17 protein-coding genes are annotated in these 26,390 nt (G+C 57.3%); 9 read left to right on the top strand and 8 right to left on the bottom strand.

Annotated features, from left to right (window positions below; genetic code table 11):
- Positions 1 to 69: 69 nt before the first annotated feature.
- A complete protein-coding gene (locus Enr13x_RS18685; protein ID WP_145388468.1) occupies positions 70 to 675 on the bottom strand; it encodes a hypothetical protein in 606 nt (201 codons plus the stop codon).
- 367 nt (positions 676 to 1,042) lie between these two features.
- Between Enr13x_RS18685 and fae the strand changes: the two genes are divergently transcribed.
- On the top strand, positions 1,043 to 1,591 hold the full coding sequence (fae, locus tag Enr13x_RS18680) for a formaldehyde-activating enzyme (RefSeq protein ID WP_095738669.1): 549 nt from the start codon (positions 1,043 to 1,045) through the stop codon (positions 1,589 to 1,591).
- A gap of 229 nt (positions 1,592 to 1,820) precedes the next feature.
- On the opposite strand, the gene Enr13x_RS18675 is transcribed toward fae, so the two are convergent.
- Positions 1,821 to 8,732 carry an ELWxxDGT repeat protein gene (locus tag Enr13x_RS18675; RefSeq protein WP_197456143.1) on the bottom strand — a complete coding sequence of 2,304 codons (6,912 nt, stop codon included), beginning with the start codon at positions 8,730 to 8,732 and terminating at the stop codon, positions 1,821 to 1,823.
- A gap of 324 nt (positions 8,733 to 9,056) precedes the next feature.
- On the opposite strand from Enr13x_RS18675, the gene Enr13x_RS18670 reads away from it, so the two are divergent.
- The 8 genes from Enr13x_RS18670 (at position 9,057) to Enr13x_RS18635 (ending at position 18,112) form a co-directional block, all read left to right on the top strand.
- Complete coding sequence (locus Enr13x_RS18670; RefSeq protein WP_145388466.1) at positions 9,057 to 9,374, top strand: hypothetical protein; 318 nt, start codon at positions 9,057 to 9,059, stop codon at positions 9,372 to 9,374.
- Between the two features lie 150 nt (positions 9,375 to 9,524).
- The gene (locus Enr13x_RS18665; RefSeq protein WP_145388465.1) at positions 9,525 to 9,956 is read left to right on the top strand and encodes a hypothetical protein; all 432 of its coding nucleotides are present in this window, start codon (positions 9,525 to 9,527) and stop codon (positions 9,954 to 9,956) included.
- A gap of 928 nt (positions 9,957 to 10,884) precedes the next feature.
- Positions 10,885 to 11,331, top strand: coding sequence for a hypothetical protein (locus Enr13x_RS18660; RefSeq protein ID WP_145388464.1), 447 nt, complete (start codon positions 10,885 to 10,887; stop codon positions 11,329 to 11,331).
- A gap of 96 nt (positions 11,332 to 11,427) precedes the next feature.
- Positions 11,428 to 11,850, top strand: a complete 423-nt coding sequence (locus tag Enr13x_RS18655; RefSeq protein WP_145388463.1) for a hypothetical protein — start codon at positions 11,428 to 11,430, stop codon at positions 11,848 to 11,850.
- A gap of 1,750 nt (positions 11,851 to 13,600) precedes the next feature.
- Positions 13,601 to 14,125 (top strand): hypothetical protein, encoded by a 525-nt coding sequence (locus Enr13x_RS18650; RefSeq protein ID WP_145388462.1) that lies wholly within the window; start codon positions 13,601 to 13,603, stop codon positions 14,123 to 14,125.
- Between the two features lie 684 nt (positions 14,126 to 14,809).
- Positions 14,810 to 15,430 (top strand): YdeI/OmpD-associated family protein, encoded by a 621-nt coding sequence (locus tag Enr13x_RS18645; RefSeq protein ID WP_145392473.1) that lies wholly within the window; start codon positions 14,810 to 14,812, stop codon positions 15,428 to 15,430.
- 616 nt (positions 15,431 to 16,046) lie between these two features.
- Complete coding sequence (locus Enr13x_RS18640) at positions 16,047 to 16,469, top strand: DUF4275 family protein (protein WP_145388461.1); 423 nt, start codon at positions 16,047 to 16,049, stop codon at positions 16,467 to 16,469.
- Between the two features lie 482 nt (positions 16,470 to 16,951).
- Positions 16,952 to 18,112 carry a Gfo/Idh/MocA family protein gene (locus Enr13x_RS18635; protein ID WP_231744370.1) on the top strand — a complete coding sequence of 387 codons (1,161 nt, stop codon included), beginning with the start codon at positions 16,952 to 16,954 and terminating at the stop codon, positions 18,110 to 18,112.
- Positions 18,113 to 18,162: 50 nt separating this feature from the next.
- Here the strand turns inward: Enr13x_RS18635 and Enr13x_RS40045 are convergent, their stop codons facing one another.
- The 6 genes from Enr13x_RS40045 to Enr13x_RS18610 all read right to left on the bottom strand — a co-directional run bounded on the left by Enr13x_RS40045 (position 18,163) and on the right by Enr13x_RS18610 (position 26,344).
- The gene (locus tag Enr13x_RS40045; protein ID WP_449337464.1) at positions 18,163 to 18,480 is read right to left on the bottom strand and encodes a hypothetical protein; all 318 of its coding nucleotides are present in this window, start codon (positions 18,478 to 18,480) and stop codon (positions 18,163 to 18,165) included.
- A complete protein-coding gene (locus Enr13x_RS40040; protein WP_449337453.1) occupies positions 18,420 to 18,797 on the bottom strand; it encodes a sulfatase-like hydrolase/transferase in 378 nt (125 codons plus the stop codon). The genes Enr13x_RS40045 and Enr13x_RS40040 overlap by 61 nt, the downstream gene beginning before the upstream one ends.
- A gap of 55 nt (positions 18,798 to 18,852) precedes the next feature.
- Positions 18,853 to 20,373 carry a BNR repeat-containing protein gene (locus Enr13x_RS18625; protein WP_231744426.1) on the bottom strand — a complete coding sequence of 507 codons (1,521 nt, stop codon included), beginning with the start codon at positions 20,371 to 20,373 and terminating at the stop codon, positions 18,853 to 18,855.
- Positions 20,373 to 22,343 (bottom strand): hypothetical protein, encoded by a 1,971-nt coding sequence (locus Enr13x_RS18620; protein WP_145388460.1) that lies wholly within the window; start codon positions 22,341 to 22,343, stop codon positions 20,373 to 20,375. Before Enr13x_RS18620 ends, Enr13x_RS18625 begins: the two co-directional genes overlap by 1 nt.
- Positions 22,344 to 22,463: 120 nt before the next feature.
- Positions 22,464 to 23,870 (bottom strand): sulfatase family protein, encoded by a 1,407-nt coding sequence (locus Enr13x_RS18615; RefSeq protein WP_231744369.1) that lies wholly within the window; start codon positions 23,868 to 23,870, stop codon positions 22,464 to 22,466.
- A 5-nt stretch (positions 23,871 to 23,875) separates the two neighbouring features.
- Complete coding sequence (locus Enr13x_RS18610; RefSeq protein ID WP_145388459.1) at positions 23,876 to 26,344, bottom strand: family 78 glycoside hydrolase catalytic domain; 2,469 nt, start codon at positions 26,342 to 26,344, stop codon at positions 23,876 to 23,878.
- Between the last annotated feature and the right edge of the window lie 46 nt (positions 26,345 to 26,390).

The raw sequence follows: 26,390 nt of genomic DNA, 5'->3' as shown, positions 1-26,390 counted from the left end.
CAGTTGTTTGGCGGCTGAGGGCTTGCCGCTCGTTCACACATCTCGCTGGGTGATTGCAGTGAAATGGGATCAGTTCGTACCGGACGCTTCGAGGTTGTCGTCCGCAGACTCTGCTTCGGCGTGTTCGAAGCCGCGTGCCCAACCGCGTCCCATACCGAGACCAAGTCCGAGGCCCGGGCCGCCGTGGTTCGCCAGCGACTGATCGTTGGCGCGGTCGTGCTTGCCTTGGGCATGCTCAGAGTTCCGCGGTGCGGATGTGGACGCCTCGGCCGGATGATCGCAACCTGATTGGCTGCACGGTTGGCGGCGAGCTGTTTGTTCTCCATGCCCCTGCCCTTTGCCACGCCCGGCGGATGCGTCTTTCCCATGACCACCGGACTGTCCATTGCAATGACCAGCCGACTGACCTTTTCCACCGCACGCCGACTGACCGTGACGGGCGCCGTGGGCTGCGAATGCTTGGCCGCCGACTCCCTTCGCTGCCTGTTCACAACCGCCGTTGCGACCGCGTCCATCGTGGCGTCCAGGGCCAGCGGCGAAACTGACTTGATGGGCGTTGCTGACGCGATCCGAAGCGGAGTTGGTCAAGTCGGGACCGTATTTGGGCCAAAAGGCGCCGACGGCGATGCCGATGACCAACGCGATCACGAAACCTGTTGAAAATTGACTGTTCATCACTCTTCTCCTTCTGCGTTGCAAGCTGTGGTTTGCCGTCCCAAGTCTTTGGGGGCCGGCGGGTAAGTCAGTCGGCATAGAATGCAACTGCGATGCCGAGCCATGCGGCTGCATCGGATCAAACGTCGATGCGTGTTCAAGCCGTTACGGAGACAAGACTTGCGGCCGATGATTTTGATGACGCTTCGATGCGTCTTGATGGCTGCTGTGAAATACTTGGTGATTGCCATCCGAACGGGTGTGAAAAGTTTTCACACCGGGTCTTCGCGCCGATCCCTTACACTGGTCCGCTATCGGGCGTGGTCGGACATCCCGCCTGGCCACGTCGTTGTTTCTTCTTCAACCCTTCCCTTGAACTGTTGAACCCATGTCAGAACGTATCATCTTGCGGACCGGAGAATCACTCGTCGCCGGCGGCCCACCGTTTACCGCCGCGGAACCCGAAGTCGTCATCGGGGAGTTGGATGGCCCGGTGGGAACCGCTTTGGCAACCCTCACCGGCGATCAAACCAAGGGACACACCAAGGTGTTTGCCATCCTGAATACGGATATCCAAGTTCGCCCGGTCACGTTGTGCGTCAGCAAAGTGACCGTCAAAGACAATCGCTACACGAACATTCTGATGGGCACGGTCCAGGCCGCGATCGCCAACGGCGTCTTGGACGCGGTGCGCGCCGGTGACATCCCCAAAGAGAAATGCAATGACCTGGGGATCATCTGCAGCGTCTGGTTGAATCCCGGTGTCGCGACCGCGGACAAACTGGACCACAAGGCCCTGTTCGACATTCATCGCAAGGCCATGGCCCAAGCGATCCACAAAGCGATGGCCTGCGAACCGTCGATCGACTGGCTGCTCGAAAACCAAGACAAGATCACCCACAAGTATTATCAAATGGGCCTGGACGGAAAAATCTGAGCGGCGGCGTCCCGCAGCAGCAGGCGGGATGACAGAAAAATGGTGGGCAGAAAAATCGGTGGGGAGACACGAAGACAGGAAAATGGGTGACAAGAAAATGGAAGAGGCCGCGCTGATCTAGCGGGGTATTGTGTCAGGACCCCGTACGTTTTCGTGACATCTCGTTTCTGGTCGTCGTTCCCACACCGTGTCACAAATGGGAACGTCCGGCGTGTTGCGGTATTCGAGTCTAAAGCACCGCTTGTTGAAGATCGATCGCAAGCTGCGTGACAAGGTCTTCCGGCGCTGTTTCGTCATCGAAGTCACCTGCCGTGTGCTGGTTTCCGAACGGCCAGTCTTCGAAGCGAATTGAGCTCTCGGTCGATTGTGTCGCCGCAATCGAACTCGGTTTCTCGTCGGCGTCGATGAGCGGCATTTCAAGACCGCTCGTCCGTCGCCAATCCTGATCGCTCGGAGGGGCAGGCGTCAGCGGAGAATCGGTGCGCAAGCTCGGTGCGGCGAGGGGGCTGCCGGTCGCTACCACCATCTCCTGTTCCATTTCTTCTTGCTCGAGCGCGACACGGTTGATGACCAACAGTGCGTCAAGCGGTGACACCATGCTGTTGCCGTTGACGTCGGGGAAGGTGCCGTCATCGGGTAACGCTTCACCGAACGGTTGCGTCTCCTGTTGCCGGGCAAGGAAATTGATCACGATCAGGGCGTCCCCGGTTGAGACGGAACCTTTGGTGTCCACGTCGAATGGATTCGCAAAATGATTCCATCGGCTGAACAGTCCGACGTCGATCGAAGTGAGCGATGCGCCGGCGACCAAGTCGATTTGTCGCTGCGTCGTCGCGGGATCGATGTTGCTGTCGTGGGCATCGCTGCCGGGGCGATCCTGCCGCGTGATCTTGTCGATCGTTTGCGTGTCGACTTCCAGGATGTAGACGCCCGGCACGACGCCGACAAATTCAAAGCTGCCATCTTGCGGCGTGACGGTTTGGGCCACTTGAATGCCGGTTGTTTCGTCGATCAACCGAATCGTCACTTGTTCTCGCACTGCTTCCCAATCGTCGTTAAAGCCATCGCGATTGACGTCTTGCCAGACGACACCGCGGACCGAGGCAGGCTCGATCCGAATCCCGAAGTCGACATCCTGGACCTGTCCGTCGCTGGCAAGTTCAACTTCTTGTGCCACCCCGCCCGTCGGCGCGGATTGAATGAATCCATGTGGCGTGATCATTGCGATGGAATGGGTGCCGATGGGCAATTCAGCCAATCGGTAGTGGCCGTCGGCGCCCGTGATCGCAAACGATTCGTCGTCGTCCAGCGCGGCGTTCCCATTGCTGTCGACGAAGACGGCGACATCGGCGGCCGGGGACTCGCCCGCGTCCATCACGGCGTTCGCGTTGGCGTCATGGAAGACCTGGCCAACAATACGTCGATGGGTGATCGAGACAGGGGCTTGCGAATACACCACGACGGGTGCGTTGATCCCGTCGTCGATCATCATGTACACAAAGTACTCGCCGTCGGGCACTCCGGTCGTGTCCCAGGTCGATGCCCCGGGGCCGTCAGACTCGGTGATCCCGGAATCGATCAAGATGCCGTCCAGTCCGGTTGCATCGGAATCGAAGAACAGCGAGACCGAGGCGTCATTGTCGCTATCCATGGCGTTGTAGGAAATCGAAACGGGCTGTCCAAAGCCGCCACCGGTGAGCTGCGTGATGGCTCCGCTGGGAGCATCGTTGTTGGAAACGACAAAGTACTCAACCTGACCGGTGCCGCTATCGGAATCGACACTCAGAGTCCAAACGCCCGCATCGGGTTGTGAGACGACGACGACGCGTCGCTTGTTGTCGGACAGCTCTTCGACGATCGCCATATCGGGGTCAGCGATGATGTCGGATTCGGTCAGGGTCTGGCCCGACGGAGTCGAGAGCACGATTTCGGTTGCGGTTTCTTGCTCCCACTGGGCGGTAAGCATGGCCCATTGCTTTCCCGGTCCCAGTTCGACTTGGTGCGAATTCGTGGTCGATTGAGCCAACCATTCGCCTTCACCGGCAGCGATCAAGGCGTCGATTTCCTCCGCGCCGATCAAACCGATGCCACCATCAAGCCAGAGGCGAAACCCCAATCCGGTGTCGCCGATCAGGGGCAGGGGAAAACTGGCATAGGCGCCGGTGGAATCATTGGAAAGATCGCCGTCGTCGTTAAATTGCAAGAAGAATTGACCCGCCAAGGCTTCGGTGCCGCCGATCAACGGGAACGATTCGGGAACCGTAAAGGTCGCACTCGCCGACGCGCTGATGTTCAAACCGCTGTTTGCATCGACGTTTGCCGTGAAGCTCGCATCGTCCGACAAGATGGTTCCGTTCAAGACATCGAACCCGCCGCTGGCTTGCAAGACCCCATCGACCCAATTCCAGGTCGTTGTTCCGTCAACGATTGCCAGATCGTTGAGGATCGACAGGTCTGCACCGATCGTCAGTTGTTGGCTGTTGAAGGATGCGGCGCCATTGAATCCGAGCAACTTGGCTTCCACCGGCCCGCCGGCCCAATCCGGTAAATTGACGCTGACTTCCGGTCCCAGCGTCATCCCGATCGATCCGCCAAACGTGACCGGAGAGGGGTCGCTGGTCGCAATGTGATTGACGCTGCCGGAAACACGCTGCAAGACGGCCGCCGGTAAGACCGGCACCGGAATCCCTAATCCGTCGACGCCGATTTCGATCGAATTCCACTCGCTGTTGAGAAAGCCGAGGTCGACTGCCAGGACGATGTCCCACGGTCTGAGCGCCAGTTGTGCACCCGCCGTGAGCGTCTTCTCAATCGTATTGATGCCGATGTTGGCCCCCTTGACTTCAAGGAATCCCGGCACAACGGGAATGTCTTCCGCGGTCACCGTGCCGACCAGATCGATGTTGCCATCGGCCAGTTGAATGCGATTGTTGTCGGTGAAGTTCGCGGTGACGTTAAAGAAATCGGGCAAACGCACCTCGCCCTGCAGCCAGATGCTCGGATCCGGCGCGAGCCGGCAACTGGCCATCATGCCGGTGGCTTCGACATCCAATAAGCCGAGGACGCTGAACTCGATGTCCGAAAGCGTGAACGGCTCTTGCTGCGGATCGCAAGGCGTTGGCCCGATCGCCGCCAAGACGGGGGTTTGGAAATCGTGCCAGATTTGTCCGATGGTTTGCCGTTGGACTTCCGTGGTGCTGCGGAACAGCAGCGAAGCGGGCAAGTGTCGGTAGGGCCGCAGCGTGTCGCTGGCGTTTGCCACCGCGTACATCACCGACAACCACGTCAGATAGTCGGCGTCGTCGTGGAAGTACAGCGGACTGTTCAGCCAATCGGTATTGTCAAAGAATTCAAACGTCGTGTCCTCCGGCCGATCTCGAGTTTCCGTCCGCGACTCGCCGGTGAACGTGAACGGCACGACGACCGGATGGGTGTGGTTTGTCGCCAGGTTGATCGCTGAGAAGGTGGCTCGCACCCAGTTGCCCGAGAGGAATGCGTCGCCGGCCATGCTGACCGGGTCACCGTTGGTGACAAAGTGGAGCACGTGGTCGGCAAGTTCGGCATTGAACATGGCGGCATAGTCCGCATTGATGCCGGGTGCGTTGAACGTGTTGATGCGAGCGAGAACGCCACCGTCGCCGGTGTAGCGTGCTGCCATCAATTGTGTCAGACCGCCGCCCAAGCTATGTCCGACAATCGAGGGAATGCCGTGAGCGCCGTTGACGGCGGTCAGCCATGCGGCGACGTCGTCATAGTTCGCCAGAAATTGCGCGGTCCCGACGCCATCGGGATGGAAATCGTCGAACCAATCGGTCAAGAAATCGACGGACCCACGGATGGCGAGCACCGGATCGACCGAATTGCTGACCAGCCCCACGGCGTCGAACCCGGTCACCGGATCCTGAAAGAATTGATCGACGGTGAATTCCACGGTGGAGATTTGCCCGTAACCAAGATCCGAAAGTGAGACGGTTTGTCCAACCACCCAGTCTTGGTAGGCGACGTCCTTGGCCAGGATTTCCATCACGCCGGGGGTGAGCGAGTGTTCCAACGGAATGCGATAAATCTCACGCCCCAAAATCCCGTCGTCACCGATCAGAAACAAATTCGAACCGGCGATCGTTAATTCAGCCGGTTCGGGATTGAGATCATAGTGCAACGCCGTACGGTGGAGCGTCCCGTCGAGATCCAGTCGCCACAGGCCACGGCCATTTTCGTCGGTCGCCTGAAAATACAGGGCATTGCCGATCATGGTGAAATCGTCGGGATCGGACGAACGACCTTCCTGGCCGATCACGATCGGGATGTCTTCGTACAGATCTTCCAGCAAGTGCGTGCCGGCCGCCGTGCCGTCGCTGATGAACAGTTCGCAGCCGTGTTCCAAATCGTTGGCCCGGAACACAATCTGGCTGTTGAATTCAATGATGCCGCCGTCGACGTAATCCCCGAAGCAGCGTGAACCGTCCGTGCCGGTTTCAAGATCGACCACGGGGCGTGTTCCGTCCTCGGTTCCGTCGCTGATCCAGAGTTCGTTTCCTAGATTCGTGGCGACCACGCCGTTGAAGTTGTCATCGCGGCGGAACGCGACACCCTCGCCGAAGGCTGTCAGCGAAAACAGCCGCGAGCTGTCGCTGCCAGGGTCCAAGTCCGCCACCAAGCGGGGATCGTCGGAGCCGCTGTCGATCACCCATAGCTCCGATCCGTGATCCGGATCCTCGGCGATGAAGAATAGTTTCTCGCCGGAAACGACCAGCTCTTCCGGGTTCGAAGAAAACGGAAACGCGCTACCCGGGTAAAGATCCGCGCGCAGCATCGTGCCCTCGGGCGTTCCGTCGCTGCTCCAAAGCTCTCGACCCGTCTGGGGGCTATAGGCGCTAAAGTAAAGTTGATTTCCGTAGCGGACAAAATCCAGCGGTTGCGAGGAGAGTGCAAACGGCGGATTGCTGGTCGTCTGCAACGTCGGATCGATGTCTTTGAGCAACGTCGCTTGACCCGTCGCAGCGTGGAGCGCCCAGGGTTCACGCCCAGAGCTTGGTTCATCGGCGGTGAAGAAGAGCGTGTCACCGATCGCGATCAAATCACGCGGCGCGTTGGGGCCCGCAACCGGGGTTCCGTCGTCGCCGAGCGTCGCATAAGTCGTTCCCGCCTCGGTTCCGTCGGTTTTCCAAAGTCTTGATGCGGTTCCGTCGAAGGCTGCAAAGTAAAGCATCCCGTTGAATTCGACCAAGTCACCGACCGTGGCCCCTTGGGGAACGTTGCCGACAAATTGTGGATTGATGTCTTTCAGGACGCGTGTGCTGAATGCGTCTCCGTCGGAGACCCATAACTCTTCACCGAACTGATGCGATGTCGCGACGAAAAACAACTTGGATCCCACTCGTGTCAAGTGTTTGGGGGCCGATGAAATGGTCGCGTCGGTTTGGACGCCGACCCACTCGGTGCCGGCGGCCGTTCCGTCGGTCCGCCAGACATCAAAGCCGCGGAAAAAGTCGCTCGCACCGAAATAGACGTGGGTGCCGAAGGCGGTCAAATCTTGAGCCAAGCTGTGGGTGTTCGGCCCGCCGGGACGAATGTCTTTGACCAGAACCGTGCCGTCGTCGGTGCCGTCGCTCCTCCAGACTTCGCGGCCGTTCGCACTGTCGTTGGCAGTGAAGAACAGTGTGTTCCCGAGCGCCGTGAAGTCCTCCGGGTCGGAATCGAGTAGGCCCGGAGCAATGTTTTTCACGAGAACCGTTCCTGCGGTTGTCCCGTCACTGGTCCACAATTCGACACCTTGGTCCGAGTCTGCGGAGAAGAAGACGCGATTGCCCACGCTCGTGATCTGCGCCGGCCAGGAATCAGCCGACTCGGGAAAAATATCCTTGACCAACTCGCTTGTTCCAACACCCGGGATCCCAGTGGCACCGCGCGCGTACAACTCTCGACCCGTCGCGGCGTCTCCCGTTGCGGAAAAAAACAATTGGTTTGCAGCCGTGACCAGTTCACGCGGCGACGAACTCAAGGGGCGGCGGATGTCCACGCTCGCCCCGGTCACATCCGTCGCGGTGAACACAAAATCTCCTTCGGCCAAATCGCTTGCCACAAACGTGCCGGCGGCGGTGCCGTCGGTCGCCCAAAGTTCTCGACCAATCGCGCTGAATCCACCCGAGTCCACCGCGACGCCATCGGCAGAAAAGTACAGTAGCCCGTCAAAGGCCACCAGATTCTGAGGGTTGGAGGAATACGGGAAAAAATCAGACGGCATGACTTGGGTTCCGTCCGCTTCGAAGAAGACCCAGTTGTTGGACGCGTCACGCTGGCCAACGATGGGGTGACCACTGGCGTTTCGGATCACCGGGGCGTCACCGACATCGGTCCGTTCAAAGAAGAGGGGAGCGCCTCCGGAATTCGTTTCCGGAAACACATTGGTAACCAGCGATGCGACACCCTGTAAGTCCGATTTGAACAGCTCGCGGCCGATGTTCGGCGATTCGGCTGTGAAGAACAACGTTCCTTGACCGATCGCCGGTGCAAACGTCAGCTGGTCGGGAGCTGAACCCGTTTGTCCCGCGGCCAGATCGGATACCAAGACCGTGCCCGCTTCGGTCCCGTCACTCATCCACAGTTCGTCACCGTGCGTCCCATCGTTGGCGACGAAGAACAGTTGATTGCCGGCAGCCGTCAGATGAGATGGGTAGGAGGAATCGCCGTAGCTGTACGTGATGCCGTCGTATTCATACGTCGTCACCGTCGGGTTGATGTCGCGGACGCGCACCGTGCCCGCCTCGGTGCCATCGCTCTTCCAAAGTTCCTGCCCCGCATCGTCGGTAGACGCGGTGAAGAAGAGCGTGTCGTTGACGGCCGTCAGATGTTGGATTTCGCCGTCGATCGGGCCTGGGCCGATGTCTTTGACCAGGACTCCGCGACCCTCACCGTGGATGACGAACAGTTCATCACCGTGCAGCCCATCATCGGCGACAAAGAACAACCGATCACCCACGGCGACAAATTGTTGAGCCCCCGACGCCGGAGCTTGTGGGTTGAGATCCCGCAGAAGGGACGTTTCCAAGAGCGCGGCTGCCAGCAGGTGCCGCTTTTCCAATGTCTCGATTTGAAGCCGTCGTTGGCCAGATGGTTTGTGCCCCCAAGATCGAAATTTCATCGCGAATTCCTGCGCAGTAAATTCTTGAGAACGGTCTGGGTAGGAGCCCATCCTACCACAGCGGTGGTGCGAATGCGGGTAGGATTTGCGTGGTTCGGTTGCCCCACAGGCTCGGATTCGATCGCAACGTTTTTTCGTAACCTTCTCTGCGAAAACGGGTTGCGTCAATATCCGGGGATGCGCGCGTCGTGTTCGGCCTCCTCCGCGTCAACTTGCTTTATCGAGGTTGGCGGCGAACAATAGCGTGTCAGATTCTCCGGGCGTGTCGCATCGATTACGGGCACGACATCGGATCCCTAGGAAACAACGGTTTGGAGAGAACAGATGAAGGCTTTGATTGTCGGTTTGGCGTTATTGGCATCGGCGACGATGGTTTCCAGTGCCGAAGCGCAGTATGGCGCAGCGCAATACGTCGGGATTGACATCTACGCACCGCGCTACGCCGCCCCGGTCGCTCGCCCCGTGTTCGTGCCACCGGTGCTGTACCCCGCACCGGTCGTGGTCCGTCCCTACGCCGTCGCGCCGGTCGCGCCCGTGGTCGTCCCGCGACCACGCTATCGGTTCTACACACCCTATGGCGGATCCGAAGTGCGCGTGCCGGGTCGACCGGTGGCAAACACCTTGCGTGCGATCATTCGCTAACAAGAAGACCGCAGCTAAGCCCCGCCGTTGATTTCATCAAACCTAGGGGACAGACCAGGGGACAGACCAATCCGATTCGGTCCCTCGAAGCGAGACGCGGTCGAACCGGTGATCATGAATCGTTTCTAGCGAAGGAATGTTACGCATTAGATGAATCCTTACGGACCACCATCCGCTACGCCTCCTGACAATTCCGTCTCGCTCGTTGCTATCGGAGTCCTCGCAGTTGGAACCATTGGTCTTGGGGCAATCGCTGCTGTCCTTTGCGGCGTCTCATGCTATTTGGATATTCGTGGAGACAATGATGATGACTTCATGGCAATCCTGATCCTGTTCAGCGTGCCTGTGATCGTGTTCGCGTGCATCGGGATTCCGGCGGGATTGTATCACCTGCGACGCAGATCGAAACTTGGTCAGATCCCCATTGCTGTTTACATCGTTGCTCTAACGGCATTGATCGGTGCCTCGCTTTTGGGCGATCCCATCGTTCGTTGGTTCTCCATCTTCCTGCTCTGCTGCATGATGTCGATCGTGGTTTCAATTCGTACTGCTACTCGATATCACGGTGCAGTAAGTGGATGACAGTAGCCGCCACCGCAGCTTTCGATTTTCTGCCGAGCCATCCATGATGGGCAAACGTGTCAAGCGAAGGCTGCGTTTCATTCATGGAGCCGTCTGTCTATTGCGTTTCTCGCTCATCGTCAGTTGGATTGCGATGTTTTGGGGGATTGTGAAGCACGTCCCCGCGATCCAACCTCAGGCACGTTTCTTCGGCTTCATTGGGGCCACGGGACACTTTGCGATTGCCCTGCTGATGAACCACCTTGGTTTCTACCTCGGCCGCTACCTCGCAACCCGATTCGGGTGGTTGTCGGTTGCGGAGGCTTTGGTTTTCGATCATTGGATGTATCGATGGCCGGAATGCTGGCTTGAGACTCGGCCCGGGGATATCGAACGGCACCCGCTGGATCATGACGGCAAACCATGCCGTCCACCAGAGCACTCGGTCGGACGTCTCTTGCAGGCACGCTCCTCCGCTCGCTCCCGGTGAGGGAGGACGTACGACTTTCAGGCCCGGAGGGCCGGTAGAGTGTCTGCCGGTGGCGTCAGCCACCGGGGTGGATTCAATGAAATGCCCAAGGCCCGGAGGGCCGGCACAATGCCGGGCGTCGAGTGGACTGGGAGAACGATTGTGCCGGCCTTTCAGGCCTCCGTGATTCGGTTCTTTCGATTCCGGTGGCTAACGCCACCGGCAAGCATTGTGTCAGCCCTCCAGGCTTCATCTCGACTCCACAAAGAAGTCGGTACAGCAAGGGGAGTGATATGTCCCACGGCGATTCCGATCGAGTACATTGGCAGTGTGCGACGCTGGCCCGTGCCGTCGTCGTGGCCGGACGCGCCAACCATGTGGTACATCGCAGTCGGCGTGTCGAGTTTGTTTTTAAGTTCAGGTCGATCGCGTCGATGCGGTGACCACAGGAAATTCCGCCTACTGCCTGACGATCAACCGGTGGCATCGTTGACCTATCTCGTGATTCTTGTTGCGGCCTGCATCGCCGGATACCTGGCTTTGCATTATGGCGAGAAGGCAGCTTGGAAGCGTCGGGCGGCAAGGCTTCGCAGACGCGATCAAACGTCAATGGACGATTGGATTCACGCTATTCCAAATATTCCATCCGAATCAATCGTCTGTTGCGTTCAACTGATTGCCAATACAATTCGAGTCGATCCGCGGGATTTACGACCAAACGATGCATTTGAAAACCAGCTTTCAATTGTTGATGGTTTCTTCTGCATTGTGGAGAGCGACGATACTGACGAATGCATTCGCGACAGGATCGAGGAGACAACCGGTGTACGTCCTCGGAAAGGATGGCAAACCCTTCGTGATGTCGTCGAAGAATTTTCGGAGATACGGAACCAACGCAAGGATGGCGGAATCATCGAATGCACATGAGCGACGGAGTCAAGTTTGAGTCTGTGTTTAGGTCTTTCGCCCGTCCCCGTGATTTGTACCGTTCACCCAACAAGATCTACTTTCCTGGGAAAATCAATGTCGTGGGACGCAATCATCATGCGATTCGGTGATGCAAAATCGATCGATGAGTTTCCTCCAGACTTCACTCCGCCACCGGTTGCTGACTCTGCTACGCTGCAAGAAACGCTACGCCGATTGTTCCCGGATGCTGACCACGAAGATGAACGCTCATTTCTCGTCGGTGATGACTACTGGCTTGAATTCAACCACGGATGCCATACTGATGAATTTGGCAGTGTTTCTGCCGTTGGCATTCGATCAAACGCAGGTAGCGGCTCAATCCCGCACCTAAAAGCATTGTGTGACGCGCTTGATGCACGGTTGCTCGACATACAGACGAGCGAGTTCGCAGATTTTTCTTCGGACACAGAGAGTAGTATGCACGCTTTCTCGGAATGGCGAGATCGTGCGTTGTTGCAGCGACGGAACCAAGACTAAGACGGGAGAACCCGGCGAACGCACGTAAGTCGCCGAGTTGAGTTGATTGAAGTGCTTGGTCGTTCGCGGCGACCACGTGATCGCTACCGTTGAACTTAATCGAATTGCTTTCCGCTTCGACGGTTGATGTACGTTCACGGTGGGGCGGGGGTGCATGAAATTTGCAGCCGCAAGGCTAACGCCAGCTTCTTGAGTGCTCTGGCCGTAGGTGATCAGCGATTTGGTGCGACAGCCGTCTTGATCTCTTGTGGCCCATCGTGTGATCCACCGGCGCAAGACTCCCCCGTCACTCGCGTCGTGTGGTCGAAGGGTGCTTTTCTTTGACTGAAAGACGAGTCCGACTCTGCACACGACGCGGCGCTGCTTGGGAGTCGAGCGCCTTGGCATGTTTGCAGTGCACCCATGAGATCAAAACGCGGCTTGCACCGCGACGCTGATGAAGGGCGTGCAAGAGACTCCAGAAGCGGTCGGTTTGCGGATGGCCTGGTCGTGCGATGTGGCCGGGCGCCGTGAGGTGCGTCCTTGCGAGAGATCGCGTCGGCATCCGTGCCTGATGCAGGTGTGCAGAAAGGATGTGCGACCCCGTCCGGGGTCGATGGGAGGATGGATCGCGTGGTCCGGAGGTGGCGCTGCGCTGACCTCCGGCTACTCGCTGTGATCCCTCCGGGATATCGTGGACGCTGCGACGGTGGTGTTGGTTTGGTGGTGCTTGTCCGTTGGGTAAACGAGGCTGGTCCAGACTGGAATCGCGAGTGGTTGGGGCTTGACGAAGCGTCGCTGTTGGGACGCCGCGATGAAGGAAGTTTTTTCGCACTTGGTACGACTGGTATCTGAAAAGTGAACAAGAAAGTGCAAAGCAGCCGCACTCGGCCCCAACTCCTGCCCCCCAGTTCGAGTTCGCTTGGGCCTGAGAAACTGGCACGGTCTGATAGGATTGGTTCTAATCAACTTTTCTGACCGGCCCACCTGAGAAGCAACAAAGTTCTGGCTGACGATCTATCCCCGTTCCTGCGCATGCTCAGATCGATCGCAATTCGTTGCCCGACCCAAATTGAACATGATCGCGACTGCTCACATCACTTTTGACCGCAGCTATTTCGAGCTTCAATACGATGAGTGGTTACGCCACCGTTCGAGATTCTAGCGGTACGAAATCTGGTTCGCGCTTGCGCTGACATTGTTCGGCGTAACTTTGGCGGTTGCATTTTCGAACCAACGGCTTGTCGGTGCACTTTTTACAGCGGCCGGTGTCTACGAGTTTGTGATGGCTGCCACGCACAAGCGAAGATGGGTGAACGCACGAGTTGCGGCCGTCCGTGTTGACAAATCAGTCGATTTGCATTTCGCTGGGGATTCGCTCACTTCAACGTCCGCCAATTGTTCTGCAACGATGCGTCTGTCTCCATTCACTGGCTTCACGGCGGCGTCGAAGGGGTTCTTTCTTATTCCGGACACAGGAGTGTCAATTTACGTTCCGCGTGCTACCATTGATCCGAGCGACTCGTATTCTTCGCTGATCGAATTGCTTGGCTCCAGAATCACCGCGTCCAGAGATCGAATCAGCGGGTAACGATCGCGTGCACTCGAGTACGCGAGTCGGCCGCGACATCATCGATTGCCGTTTCCCAATCTCTGTCGATGGATCGAACGATGATTCACTGATTGCGGCGAGCATTGAATGTTTGCGCGCGTTACTCAAACGTAATTTCCGAACTCTTGTTGCTTGTCGTTTCGCCGGTGGTGATTCGCATTGACAACTTACGCAGACATTTTTGGAGGATCGGTGGGCGCAACTGGCCTGACTTTTGTCCTGTCGGCGATCGGGGTTTGGCCAACTTGCCGACTCGATGGTCAACCCAAGGGGCCGATTCGCATCCTGCACCTGCTTTCACTGCAATTGATCATTGCTCTGATCTATGTGTACGTAAATTCGTTCTTGCCTCATGTCGGTGAACGTCAGCATCTGCCCCTGGCGATTGGATGCTCCATCGTGGGGACGTTCTGGTGGTTCCGGGTTGCACGGAGAACGACCAGGGTAAATGATCCAATCCGGGTGTCGATTTACCTCACATCGACAGTGCTGTTTGCATACATCTGCCCGGTGATGATCGTCCTCAACGCAATTCCGCTGTTCAAGCGGATCCATCCAACAATGACGGCATTGCCAACCCTCTTTGTCTTCATGACGCACGTGTTGCTTTTCCTTCTCGTGTTTTGGACTACGAGGTGGTTTGTGAGGCTATCGCAAACGAAGGACAAGATGGGCGAGCCATGACATGTAGATGAGAACCGCTTGCGGCGTAATTTGAACTGGTTTCTCTACGCTGTGTTCCTCGTGATGTCTAACGTTCGTGCTGCGAACCAACGCCTGTCGATTCGAGTACAAGCACCGCGATGCTGAGTACGACTTTCAGGCCCGGAGGGCCGGTAGAATGTCTGCCGGTGGCGTCAGCCCTCCAGGCTTCATCCCGACTCTACAAAGACGAGGAAAGGGGGCAATGATTAACCCGTGAGTGGTGCATTGGCTGAAGATGGAGGTCGGAAAATTTGGCGTAGGAAAAGAGTGCGCGGCGTTTGCCGGGTTTCTGGGCTTTCAGTCAGCGATTTTTCTACCCGAAATCTTCCTACTTTCTTGCTGTTGTCGGCTGGTTTGGGGCGTGTTCTGGAGGTGCCGCTGCGCTGACCTCCGGCGACTCGCTGAAATCCCTCGGGATTCCGTGGACACTGCGTCGGTTTGGCGGTGCATGCCCGTCGGGCAAACGAGGCCCATTGGACTGCGACTCCGGCTTGGTTCTCATCCGTCCAACGCGTTCATGTTACACTAATGACTCTCCGAAAAACCTCACCGAAGGGAAGACGGAACGATGAGATACACGCGAGAACGGCATCGCGGTTTTTTGGTCTGCTCGCCCGTACCGTGTGATAACCGACGTTCTGTTGCTGGGAGTTTAATGTGGCGATGATTACCGATATCGAACAATATTTTTCGAATGGCTGCGGCCGTTGTGAGCGTTTCGCCACGTCAGATTGTTCAACTCGGCAATGGAACGGTGGCCTCGCAAAATTGCGTCAGATTTGCCTTAGCATGAATCTGGTCGAGACCGTTAAGTGGGGGCATCCATGCTACATGCACGCTGATCGCAATCTCGTCATTTTTGGCGCCTTTCGGAACGACTTTCGTCTCAGTTTCTTCGACGCCGCATTGATGAAGGACCCCGAGGGAGTGCTGAAGAAGCAGGGGCCGAACACACAATACCCAGACATGATCCGCTTTACGAAGAACAACCAAGTGGCGAGCATGAAGCCAATCATTGAATCCTACTTGCAAGAGGCGATGGGGTATGCTGAGGAAGGCATCAAGCCCCCGAAACAACAAAGCGAAATCGAACTGCCTCCTGAGCTGTTAGAGGCATTGGACTCCGATCCCGATCTTGCGGAAGCATTTTATGGTTTGACTCCTGGCCGTCAAAAAAGTTATGTGATTAATCTGAGTTCAGCGAAAAAGCCTGCAACACGAATTTCCCGTATCTCCAAATTTCGTGATAAGATCCTCTCGGGAAAAGGCGCGATGGAGCGATGAGGGCGAATCGCAACAGAATCCAGTCTTCCTGAAAGAGTTCAGGCTTTTCGATTGATTTGGCCAACACCTCGAATCGGAAGCCGACTGTCGATTCGCTCGCGATTGATCCACAGCAATTCACCAACCGCAATGCGGCTCCTGTGTCTGCCTTGGGCACCTGAGGGCCTCATGTGGCGGCGTTCGAAATACGCACGGACGATTCGACCCCGTCTGGGGGCGTTGGGGTGATTGGGGCGTGGTCCGGAGGTGGCGCTGCGCTGATCTCCGGCGACTCGCTGTGATCCCTCCGGAATACCGTGGACGCTGCGTCGGTGGCGTGGGTTTGGAGGTGTATCTCGTTAGGCAGCGAGGCGCACCGGAATGCGATTCCTGCCTGGTCTGCGAGCACTGCGGCAGCGAATCGCTGACGCTGTTCGATGAGGTCGACATCCGTCGTGGACAGACCTCTTTCGTGTAGAAAACGAGGCTTGTCCAGACTGGCACGGTCTGGCAGGAGCCGCTCTACTCAGCTTTTCCGGACGGCCCACCTAAAAATGCCGACAAAGCTCCACTCCCGATCCACCCCCGTACCTCCACGTGTGCGGATACATCGCAATTCGTTACCCGACGGGATCAGATGCCCCAAACGCATGACTATCCGCCAGACGAATTCCTTGTTGAAGGCCGCGCTTTTCGCGAGACGCTGAAGAAACTGACACGAACCTTCTTCGCCGATGTTCAACAACAAACCGGTTCGTATTGCTATCGTGGATTCCTTTGGCACGCGTTCAGCTATGGCTACCAATCTGCACTAGAACGGACCGATGCCTTGTCTGCATTTGAGAACTGCGACGAAGACGAACTTTACGTTCACGACGAACAACTTGACATGCTATGGTTGTGCCCTCGGTCGATCGCCATTTCTGGGACCAATGCCTGCAATGACACTTACATCTTCCCTACCACCTACGACTGGCTGTATATCATGACCCATGAGTACGCTCATGGCATTGGGCCGTTCTTTGTCCGCAACTCGTCTCGGCGGCAAGGGAGCGAGTGACCATCGCATGCATCGAGGCATTGGAATCGATTCCCACGGCAATCGCGAGCTTTGCGATAACACCCAACGCCTACCAAGAAACGATTGGCAATGTTGTCTTTCTTGGCGGCGAATTGCTCTTCGCTTCGACGGCTGACGTGCGGTCAACGCGGGGCGGTGTTGCGTGAGACTCCGGGCCGAAAGGCGGACGCCAGATTCTTGAATCCACTGGCCGTAGGTCGTCAGCGTTTTGGTGCGATAGTCGTCTTGATCTCTTGTGGCCCATCAAGTGATCCAGCGGCGCAAGGCTCCCCCGTGACTCGCGTTGTGTGGTCCAAGGTTGATTTTCCTTGACTCAAAGACGCTCCCGCGCTGGGCAAGATTGCCCGATTTGCAAGACGGTAATGCGCGAATCACCAGGACATCGTCAGGCCTGATCCTCACAATATTCGGATCACGTCACAGATTTCGCATCCGAATCAAATCCACTTGAAAGCGTATTGATGAGAACATTCAACATTGCCATGCACGGCGTCACTGGTCGCATGGGAACCAACCAGCACTACATTCGATCCATTCTTGCGATCATGCGACAGGGAGGTGTGACGCTCACAACGGGGGAAACCGTTGCGGTGAACCCGATCCTGCTGGGGCGCAATGAACAGAAGCTTCGTCACCTTGCCGAAGTCGTTGCCCCAAAAGAGATCGGCCGGACGGTTCGCTGGTCGACGAGCGTGGACGATGTGATTGCAGATGACGACACCGACATCGTGTTTGATGCATCCAGCACGAAAATGCGAGCTTCGATCATTCGCAAGGCAATCCAGCGCGGCAAACCGATCTACTGCGAGAAGCCGATCGCCACCGACGCGGATGAAGCCTACAGACTAGCGGATGAGTGCACTCAAGCCAGCATCAAGAACGGCGTCGTACAGGATAAGTTGTGGTTGCCGGGAATGCGTAAGCTGAGGATGTTGCGTGACCAGGGATTTTTTGGCGACATTCTGAGCGTCCGAGGCGAGTTTGGCTATTGGGTTTACACAGGATTTGATGCCGATCAACCGCTGCAGCGTCCATCGTGGAATTACCGCAAAGAAGATGGCGGCGGGATGATGATCGACATGTTCTGTCATTGGCAGTACCTGATCAATGATCTGTTCGGCCCGATCGATCAGGTGCTCGCGCACGCGACGATCGATTTGCCGCAGCGACAGGACGAAGCCGGACAAGCCTATCGATGCACCGCAGACGATTCTGCGTACGCGATTTTTGTGCTCGAATCTGGCGTGACCTGTCAATTCAATAGCTCATGGGCGACGCGTGTTCGCCGAGATGACCTGTTGACCGTGCAAGTGGATGGTACGAAAGGTTCCGCGGTTGCGGGGTTGCGTGAATGCTGGACTCAGAACATCAGTTGCACGCCGCGACCGATATGGAATCCCGATAGACCCCAGCCGATCAACTTCTATGACGGTTGGCAGCAGATGCCGACGACAACGGACTATGACAACGCGTTCAAGATTCAGTGGGAGTTGTTCCTTCGCCACGTCGCTGAGGATCTGCCGTTTCCTTGGACATTGGAAAGCGGAGCGGATGGCGTCGCACTGGCCTGCGCCGGTGAACTCTCTTCACGCGAACGACGTTGGGTTCCTGCAAAACCATGAACAAACCGACCCGCTCACCGACCGAAACTTCATCGCCCGGTCTGGATCGTCTAGCTGTGCTCCTGTAACAGCCGAGTGAATTCGGCGTGGATTTCGGGTTGAACGGCGGACAGGTCGTTTGATTCTCCCGGATCGTTGTTCAGATTAAAGAGTTGCACGGGTGCCTCCTTGCCGTAGCGAACCGCCTTCCACTTTCCTCGGCGTGCGGCTTGGAAAACATCGCCGACGATGCCGGAATTTGGATCGCCGACCTGCTTGCCAAATTCCCAGTAGAGGGTGCGTTCGGGAATCGGCGTCGGCGAGTCGGTCAAGCGAGGACGAATGGACGTGCCGTTGGTTTTGACTCGCGGCACGGATGTAAGCGGCACGCCCGCCAGTTCGGCGAAGGTTGGCAGCACGTCGGCGAAGGCCCAGGGGGTGTGATCGACGCGTCCCGTTTTGATCGCAGCCGGCCGTCGCGGCCCGTGAACAGCGAGACACGCGACGGCGAACAAACCGTGTTGCCGGCGTACGCCTGAGTGAAACGAATTCCCGTCTCAGCCAGTCGATCCAGATTCGGCGTTTTGATCGGTGTGTCACCGTAGGCACCGATCTGATTGAAACCCAGATCATCGGCCAGGATGAAGACAAGATTCGGTCGCTCACCAGCATCAACCGGTAGGCATGACCATCCAATTAGAATCATCAATCCAGCGAGGAGACGTGGTTTCATGGCGGTGGATTGCTTCGGGTTGCGTCGGTCATTCACGGTGGTGTTCTCCTGCCAAGATGGGAAGCTGGTCCCAAGTGATGTTGCTGACACGTAGCGGCGATGGGGGGCCGTCGATTGCGTCGGGTGAATCGGTCACAATGATTCGTGACGGCTCGTCTTGATGGTAGACCGACAGCGTGTGATCTTGTTCCCATCGCGCAAAATCCACCACGGCGTCGCCGAACGCGGAATAACGCCTGGGCAATCGAAGCTGACTCCAACGCCACGATTGGCGCGCCGCATCGGGCAAGCCCTTGGCGAGGAATAATTCGCCTTCGTCGCTGTAAACCAAAACAAGTTTTCGATCGGGGGTTCCAAGCAACTTGGGCCGACGTCCAACGATCGGCAGGGCTTCGTGATTCCAATTCCCCTCGCTATCGCGCCAGTAGTGAAAGTAGCGTAATTCCGGCGCGGCGGACGGCTCACCCGCAAGTCGATGTCGCAGCATGATGTGAATGCTGCCGTCGGGGTACGCGTAGTGTGTGTTTTGATTCGACAAGCCAGAGTGGATCGGAATTTCGGCGACCACCAAGCCAGGTGAATCGAGGTGGATGAAGTCCTGTCCGGTGCGACCGATGATTGTGCCTGCCGAATTGCACCAAGTTCGACCGTGGTCATCGCTGTAGGCGTAACACAGATCGTGTTGATTGGCGACATTCGTTCTTTCGAAACGCTCTCGCCAAACCCAACTCGCGTGCAGTCGTTGCCCTGAAAACGTCAATGCGTTCATGTAGGGGCAGCGACGTTGACTTTGGCGGCCATTCGCTTTGAACGTGCCCACGTCGCGAGCGATGAACTTGCCCAGGCCGGGCGTCCAATCATGCTGTTCACCGTCATACTCTTCGATCATCCCGTCGCCATCAGCGGACGTGACCGACCGGTAGTAGAACATCAGATTCCCATTGGGGGCGGGGAAGAACCTCGGGTAGGTGACTCGTTCATCCGTCGTCACGGAGCCTAGGGTGTGTGTGATCGGGCCGAAGAGATCGGCGGTCCATGGCGTCGACTCCGGTGCATGCGCGACTCCCAATTTTGACACGCGGTAGTTCAGTTGCGTCGCATGATGATCGAACGCCATGTGAATCGATCCGTCTTTATCACAAATGCCTATCACCGACGTGTTGTGTGAATCGTTGGACTCAAAACGATGATCATCGAAACGGATGATCTCCCAAGGGCTTGAGGGGAGTTCGCGGCGGCCGATGCAGATCCGTCGACTGGCATCCACGTAAGTAGCGTATTGATGCCCGCGGTAGGTGATCAAAGCCTCTTGCTGATGCGTGCGGCCATTGACGGTGTTGCCGAATTTCGAAGCCGGCCCAACGGCGAACGTGAGTGCTTTTTCATCAACCGTCGAGGTTTGAATCGACCCGGATGCGTTGGAAAGCGGCGATTTGAATTCGTCGGTGAGCTGCGAGTGCGGAGGTGATTGCGCCAACGCCGGAAAAACAACTAAAACGCTGCATGTATAGAGAACCAACGTCGAAAGATGCAAACGGTGTAACATCATCACGGAACAATCACCTGGATGCTGCAACGGACTTCTGTCGTCTGTGCTTGCGGGAATCGAGCGATAATCGGAACGGCTTCGGCACCAGGAACCATGTTGAAGACGCGTTCGTTCTTGCCGCCGTGGATCGTCATTGGCACATTTGACTCAACAACGACGATGCCGCCGGGTTTAGTGATCTCGATCCGAGTTTCGGAAACCGGACGCACTGTCTCATCACTCGACGACACGATCGGGATCACCAATGCCGTTTCCCCGGGTGCCGGGCTTCCGCCGAAAGGTGTCGCGGAAATCGTGACTCGATCCTGATCAAGCACGTATTTCAAGTTGAATTCAGACGGTCCTTGCTCGATGGTCTTGCGGTTCTCGTCCTGCAGCGTCGTGCGGATGTCGAACTCAGAGAACTCGGCTTGATCCTTGACACGGACATCCGCCTTTAAGTCGTACAAGTTCGTGTACCAAGTGCCGTTTCGACGGGTTTCGACTCGCGTCGTGAGCGGAAAGTCTTCGCCGGGCTGGGGCTGCATGTTCAACGGTTCCACCATTTCGTAGCGCGCCATGCTGGAGACCAGTAGCGTGCCAACTTTTTTGTGGTACAGCACCGAGAGCGCGCCGCCGGTTGGTTGTTGCAACAGACCGGACTTTTTCGTTTTATAGATCGAATCGTACGCAGAAATGGTCGCTCGCCAAGGACCTTTCGCAGCCAAGTAGACATCGAGTTCGGGGAAGTGCTTGACGCCTTGAGCGGTCACTCGCGGCAGCGGAGCGGAGGCGTCAACCTTCGGCATCGCGTGCAGTTTGTCTTGCACCAGCGCCATCACTTTTGCATGTGCGAACGTGTGGTGGATACAGGGTTTGATACCATGCGAAACGTAATGCGGTCCTCCGTGCAGAAGCCCGTCGGCGGTGCACCGCTGCAACAATTCGGCATTCTTGATCGCCGCCGTTCCAAACGCCGGGTTGTAACCGGCCATCAAACTGAAAGCCGGCTGACATCCATCCGAAGTGCGACTGCCCCAGTAACTCCACTTTTGCGATCGCGTGCCCCAACTGTTGTCCCAGGCGCCATCGGGCAGCATGAATTCCAAGTGCCCGCTCAGCGATCGGACCATCAAATCCTGCAGCTCGGTATCGTTGACTTCCAAAGCATAGAGAACAACGCCGTTGAGCGATTCTTCGACGTTGTAACCCAGGTCGATCGGCAACAGCCCGCGTCCGCTGCGATTATTGTTCGGCTTGCCTTCGCCCCACAGCAACGTGTTCGGCTCGGTGAAGAATTCCTTGACCCGTTTTGCAAACTGTTCGCTGCGTTGCGTGTACTTTGGATTATCCCAGAGTCGGCCGAACAGATGAAAACCGTAAACCCCCGTCATGCCGTAGTTCAGGTTGGTGAAGTCAATCTTCTTGAAATCACGATAGAGGTATCCGCCAGCCGCCTCGTCCAGTCGAGCCGTCCAGGCCTCGCGGCGTTCCTTGTCTAGAACGTCACCGTGGTAGTGCAACGCTTCGGCCAAAGCGATCGCACCGAAGATGGACGTCCCACGCCACGCTTTGGGGTTGATGTCATTGGTCCAACTGCCATCGGGCTGGCTGACGTTGTTTTCCGCCCAGTCATAAACGGCGATGGCAGCGCTGAGATACTTTGGGTCGCCGGTTGCATGGGCCAAATGGAGAAACGGATACAACGCATCGCTGCACCGGCCGTGAATATGAGTGCACGCCGGACACTCAAGGGCACCATGTCGTTTTGGATTCTCAGGTTCGATGATCTGACGCCGGATCATGCCGTCGCACCAATCGACCAGCAAACTCTTGGTCAGCTGGGCAAAGCGCTCGTTGGCATGTTGGGCGTCTCCGGCAGCCTGATGCTCCGCGGCATCGGTAACGATGGGAACCAGCATCCCGTTTGCCGCCAATGAAAACCCGGTCAGACTCGTGGTGGTTGATCGGAGAAAATTTCGTCGGTCCATGGGATTGCCATTTCTGTGAGGGGGATTCGTTTCGCGACGTCCTTGTCGAGCCATTGTTTATCTAGCCCCAAAAGCTTTCGCACCTTGGCCGGGGATGAAGGAAGTCCTGAGCATGACTTTCTACTTGCGTGGTACTTTTCGGGGCACCCAAGTTTTGGGCTGATCGAGCATCAGCGGCGGATGGAAAACGGTCAGGTTGTCACCCTGATCTGAAATCCACTGTTTCAACTCAGTTGTCAGGTCTTGCTGAACGGAGGCAAGTTCTTTTCGACCGGCAAGATTGCTGCGTTCCAATGGATCTTGCTGGAGATCGAAGAGCTCGTACTCGGGGCGGCCGTGGTGGCGAGCAACCACCTCGGCAGCGCGCGGGTTCGTCTTGGCTGCCTCCGTCCATTCCTTAAAGTAGTCGCCCGAGGTTTCGCGGAGCAGCAAATCAATGTGAGTGGTGAACGCGAACTCGGGATGCGGGTTCCAAATCAACTTGTATCGATCGGTGCGAATCGAGCGACTCAGGTAGACATTCATCATTCGGTCGCCGCTGTGCGTCGTGAAAATGCGTTTGCGATGTGAATCGCTTTTGCCGTGAAGGACCGCGGTGAACGAGCGTCCGTCGATTGTTTCGGGGACAGAGCCGCCGGCGATGTCGATCAGCGTTGGGAAAATATCGACCCAGCTCACCATCGCATCCGTTCGACTTCCTTTTTGGATCTTCCCCGGACGCGCGACAATCAGCGGCACACGGATGCCTTCGTCGTACAGTGTCCACTTGCCGAATGGGAATTGGGCTCCATGATCGCTGGACAACACAAACAGTTTGTCTTCCGCCATGTGCTTGTCGGTTAAGCCGCGAAGTTCGCCGAGATAAGCATCCAGATCTTTGACTTCCTGCAGATAACGCGACCGCTGGACTCGCGTTTGCGGCGTATCGAGCAGTTTGGGAGGCAGATGCATCGATTGGGGATCGACGGTGGATTCGCTAGGCCACGGCACGTGGGGGTTGGAGACACCGACGAACAACGCCAGTGGTCTGGGATCGTCGCGATTGACCAGGAAGGTCTTCACCGTTTCTCGCAGCTGGGGAATGTCTTGCTTCAGGTCGATGGTGTCGAAACCATAGTCTTTCGCACTTTTGGAGTGGGCGACCTTTCCAAACGCTGCCGTCTGGTAGCCGAGTTGACCGAGGATGCGTGGCAGACGAACCGTTCCCTCGCGCGGATACGTGTGATTTTCTTCGGCGCCGTTTCGAGCCGGCATCAAGCCGGTGAGCAGAGCGGCGCGGCTGGGAGCGCACGCGGGACTCGCCACAAACGCGCGATCGAACGTCATGCCGTCGGCAGCCAACGCATCGATGGCCGGCGTCTTGATGTTCGTGCCGCCGTAGAGCGACAGGTCGAGTGCAGAGAGGTCGTCTGCCAAATAGACGACGATGTCGGGCAAACGATGTTCTGCCGCGAAACCGTACGAGCAAACGGCGATGATGGACAGGCAACAAGCAAGAATTCGACGCGACATATTGATCCTTTTCATTGCGTTTATTTCACTTCGAAACGGACAGATCCGGTGACTTCCCCGTCGACATGCCAGCGGTCGCCACGTTGGATCGCGGCCCGTGGTGCTCCGTCGACGAAGACGCCGGTGGAGTCATCGGGGGCGGGTAGTTCTACCACGGCTGACATGCCTTCGGGCAAGGACAGCGACAGATTGAAGGTCGCCTTGTTCGTCCAGTCAATCTCGACCGGCCCCCGCGGCGTCGGGACCTTGCCGTGGGCAAGCATCAATTTTCCGGGGCACGGGCGAATCGTGGCGGTGGTCCAACCGGGCGTTCGCGGCTGGGCGCCGAGAACGTGTCGCGGCAGTAGGTTTGCCGGGGCGGCGCCCCAGGCGTGGTTCCAGTCCTGATTGGGTTTGTATTTCATTTCCCACGCTTCCCAGCTGATCGTCGTCCCGCTGTCGGCCATGTGTTTCCAGCTGCGGTCGCCGTCGGCCAGGATCAGGTCCAGCGCCTTTTGGCCGGCTCCGGCCGTAAACAGCGCGTCCATGAAATACTGTGCCGCGTAAACACTGCACTGCATCTTCTTCTGCTTCAGCCACGACAGCACGCCGTCACGTTGCTCGGCAGGGACCAGGCCGAACGCCAGGGGGAAGAAATTGGCGTGGACGCTGCTGTGATCGGTCCCAATGCCATCGCGGTAGATGCCGGCATCTTGATCGAACAGTTTATCCTGAAACGACGCGCGAGCCAGTTTGACGCGGGCCGCGAAAGCTTCGGCGTCCGCCTGCTTGCCGATCGCCCGCGCCATTTCCTCCATCTGCTCCATGGCTTTGATGTGAAACGCATTGACGACGGTGTTGATTTCGGTGAACACAAACCCGTCCCGCTCCTGCTTTGGCCAGTCGACGATGTCGTGTCGATTCTGATCGGCTTCATCGCTGCGAACCAATCCGTCGTCGCCGCTGCGGTGCATCAACGTTTTCGACTTCAACGATTCGTACCGATGTTTTAACCATTCGGTGTCGCCGGAATACATCCACTCGGCATGTGCCATGAACACCATGTGCGGTGACCATTCGCTCGGCCACGTTCCGTTTTCCATCAGCCAGTCAAACGTCCGGGCAGCCATTTGGACGTCATCGTCGGTCGTGTAGTGGCTGAGCTGGTTCAAATACGCGTCGGCTTCGTAGGGGATGCGTTCGCGGTCGCCGTCGACGTAAACACCAGCGAACGTGGTCGCTTTGATGCTGTATTTGCACAAATCCCAAATGCGGTTGAGTGTTTCGTCGGAACACTCGAATGCACTCGCGTCGTCGTTCCAGGTTGCCGAGTAAGCGGCACGCCGGCGAACGAGATCGAATGGAAAGTCGGCGGCAACTCCTTCGATCTCGACCCAGCGAAACGGCATCACGGACTGCCAAGCCGGTGGCGTCAGCACCGCGGGCGGGTTCGCGTTCATCAAGCCGGATTGCGCAACGTTACGGGTGTCAACCGGAGCCGGTACGACCCAGTTGCCGAGTTGCTGACCCAGACGAATGGGGGTCATTCCGTATCGAACGGTGCCCGGCGGAGTTTGGTCAATTCGGCCGTCTTTTAACTTCTCCCCGAAATGCACGCTCGCTGTTCCTCGCCCCGGTGGCACGGGCATGACGATGTTGCCGAAGGCTGCTTTCCCAAAATCGATCTGCGTGACCGTCTCATTGATTCGTTTGATGGACACAGGCTGCTGCTCGGTCAACGCCACATGGCGGTCGGCAGGAATCTCGGGCAACTCCTTGATGAACAGATTGCGGAAGCGATAGGTCTGGCCCGCTTCACCGTGATGCTGAATTCCGATGTAACCGCTCGCGTCGGTGGCATCGCGAAATCGAACGGTTTCCACGCCATTGACTTCAATCCGGATGACATCCTTAAGGCAAGTGATTTCGTAGCGATTCCATCCGTTGCGATTGAGCGCATTGCGGACACGTGGCGTTGCGAAGAATTGCTGCGATTCTTCGGCGTGCGCGAGGAATTGATCCGTTGATCGCCCTTTGGTGCTGGGCCAAATCCATCGGCGTCTGGCTTCATCAAAGAACCCGCCGGACCAGCGCCGATCCGAACCGTCACACTCAGCCTGGTAGCCGTAGACCTTCTTCTCCGCGTCGTCGTCGACGTGACATCGAAACATGACTCCCGAATTGGCTGGGCCTTCGGGAAGGTGGATTTCAACGCTCACCCGGAAATCCGAGTAGGTTTTCTCGGTGACCAGAAAGAACTTTTTATCCGCGAGCAGGTGAATTTCTCCGTCAACGACCTTGGCTTCGCCGTGAGGGTACGGGTTTCGCCAACCCGTCAGGTCCTGGCCATTGAACAACGGCGTGTACCCGCGGCTGAGCAGCGCACGGTATCCCGATTCACCGTTGGGATCGATCGCCGGTTTCGAGATCGATGCCGCTGGCGTCTGGGCGGCACCGACCTCCGCGATCAGAATCACCGCGAGGATGGAGAGAACCATTCGAAATCTCATGTTGAAAACCAGGTTGTTTGGGAGCAGCACGGTCGTGCCTCTGCGT

Origin of the sequence: Stieleria neptunia, from assembly GCF_007754155.1 — a bacterium.
Taxonomy (GTDB): Bacteria; Planctomycetota; Planctomycetia; order Pirellulales; family Pirellulaceae; genus Stieleria; species Stieleria neptunia.
This window is presented reverse-complemented; position numbering and strand designations above follow the sequence as displayed.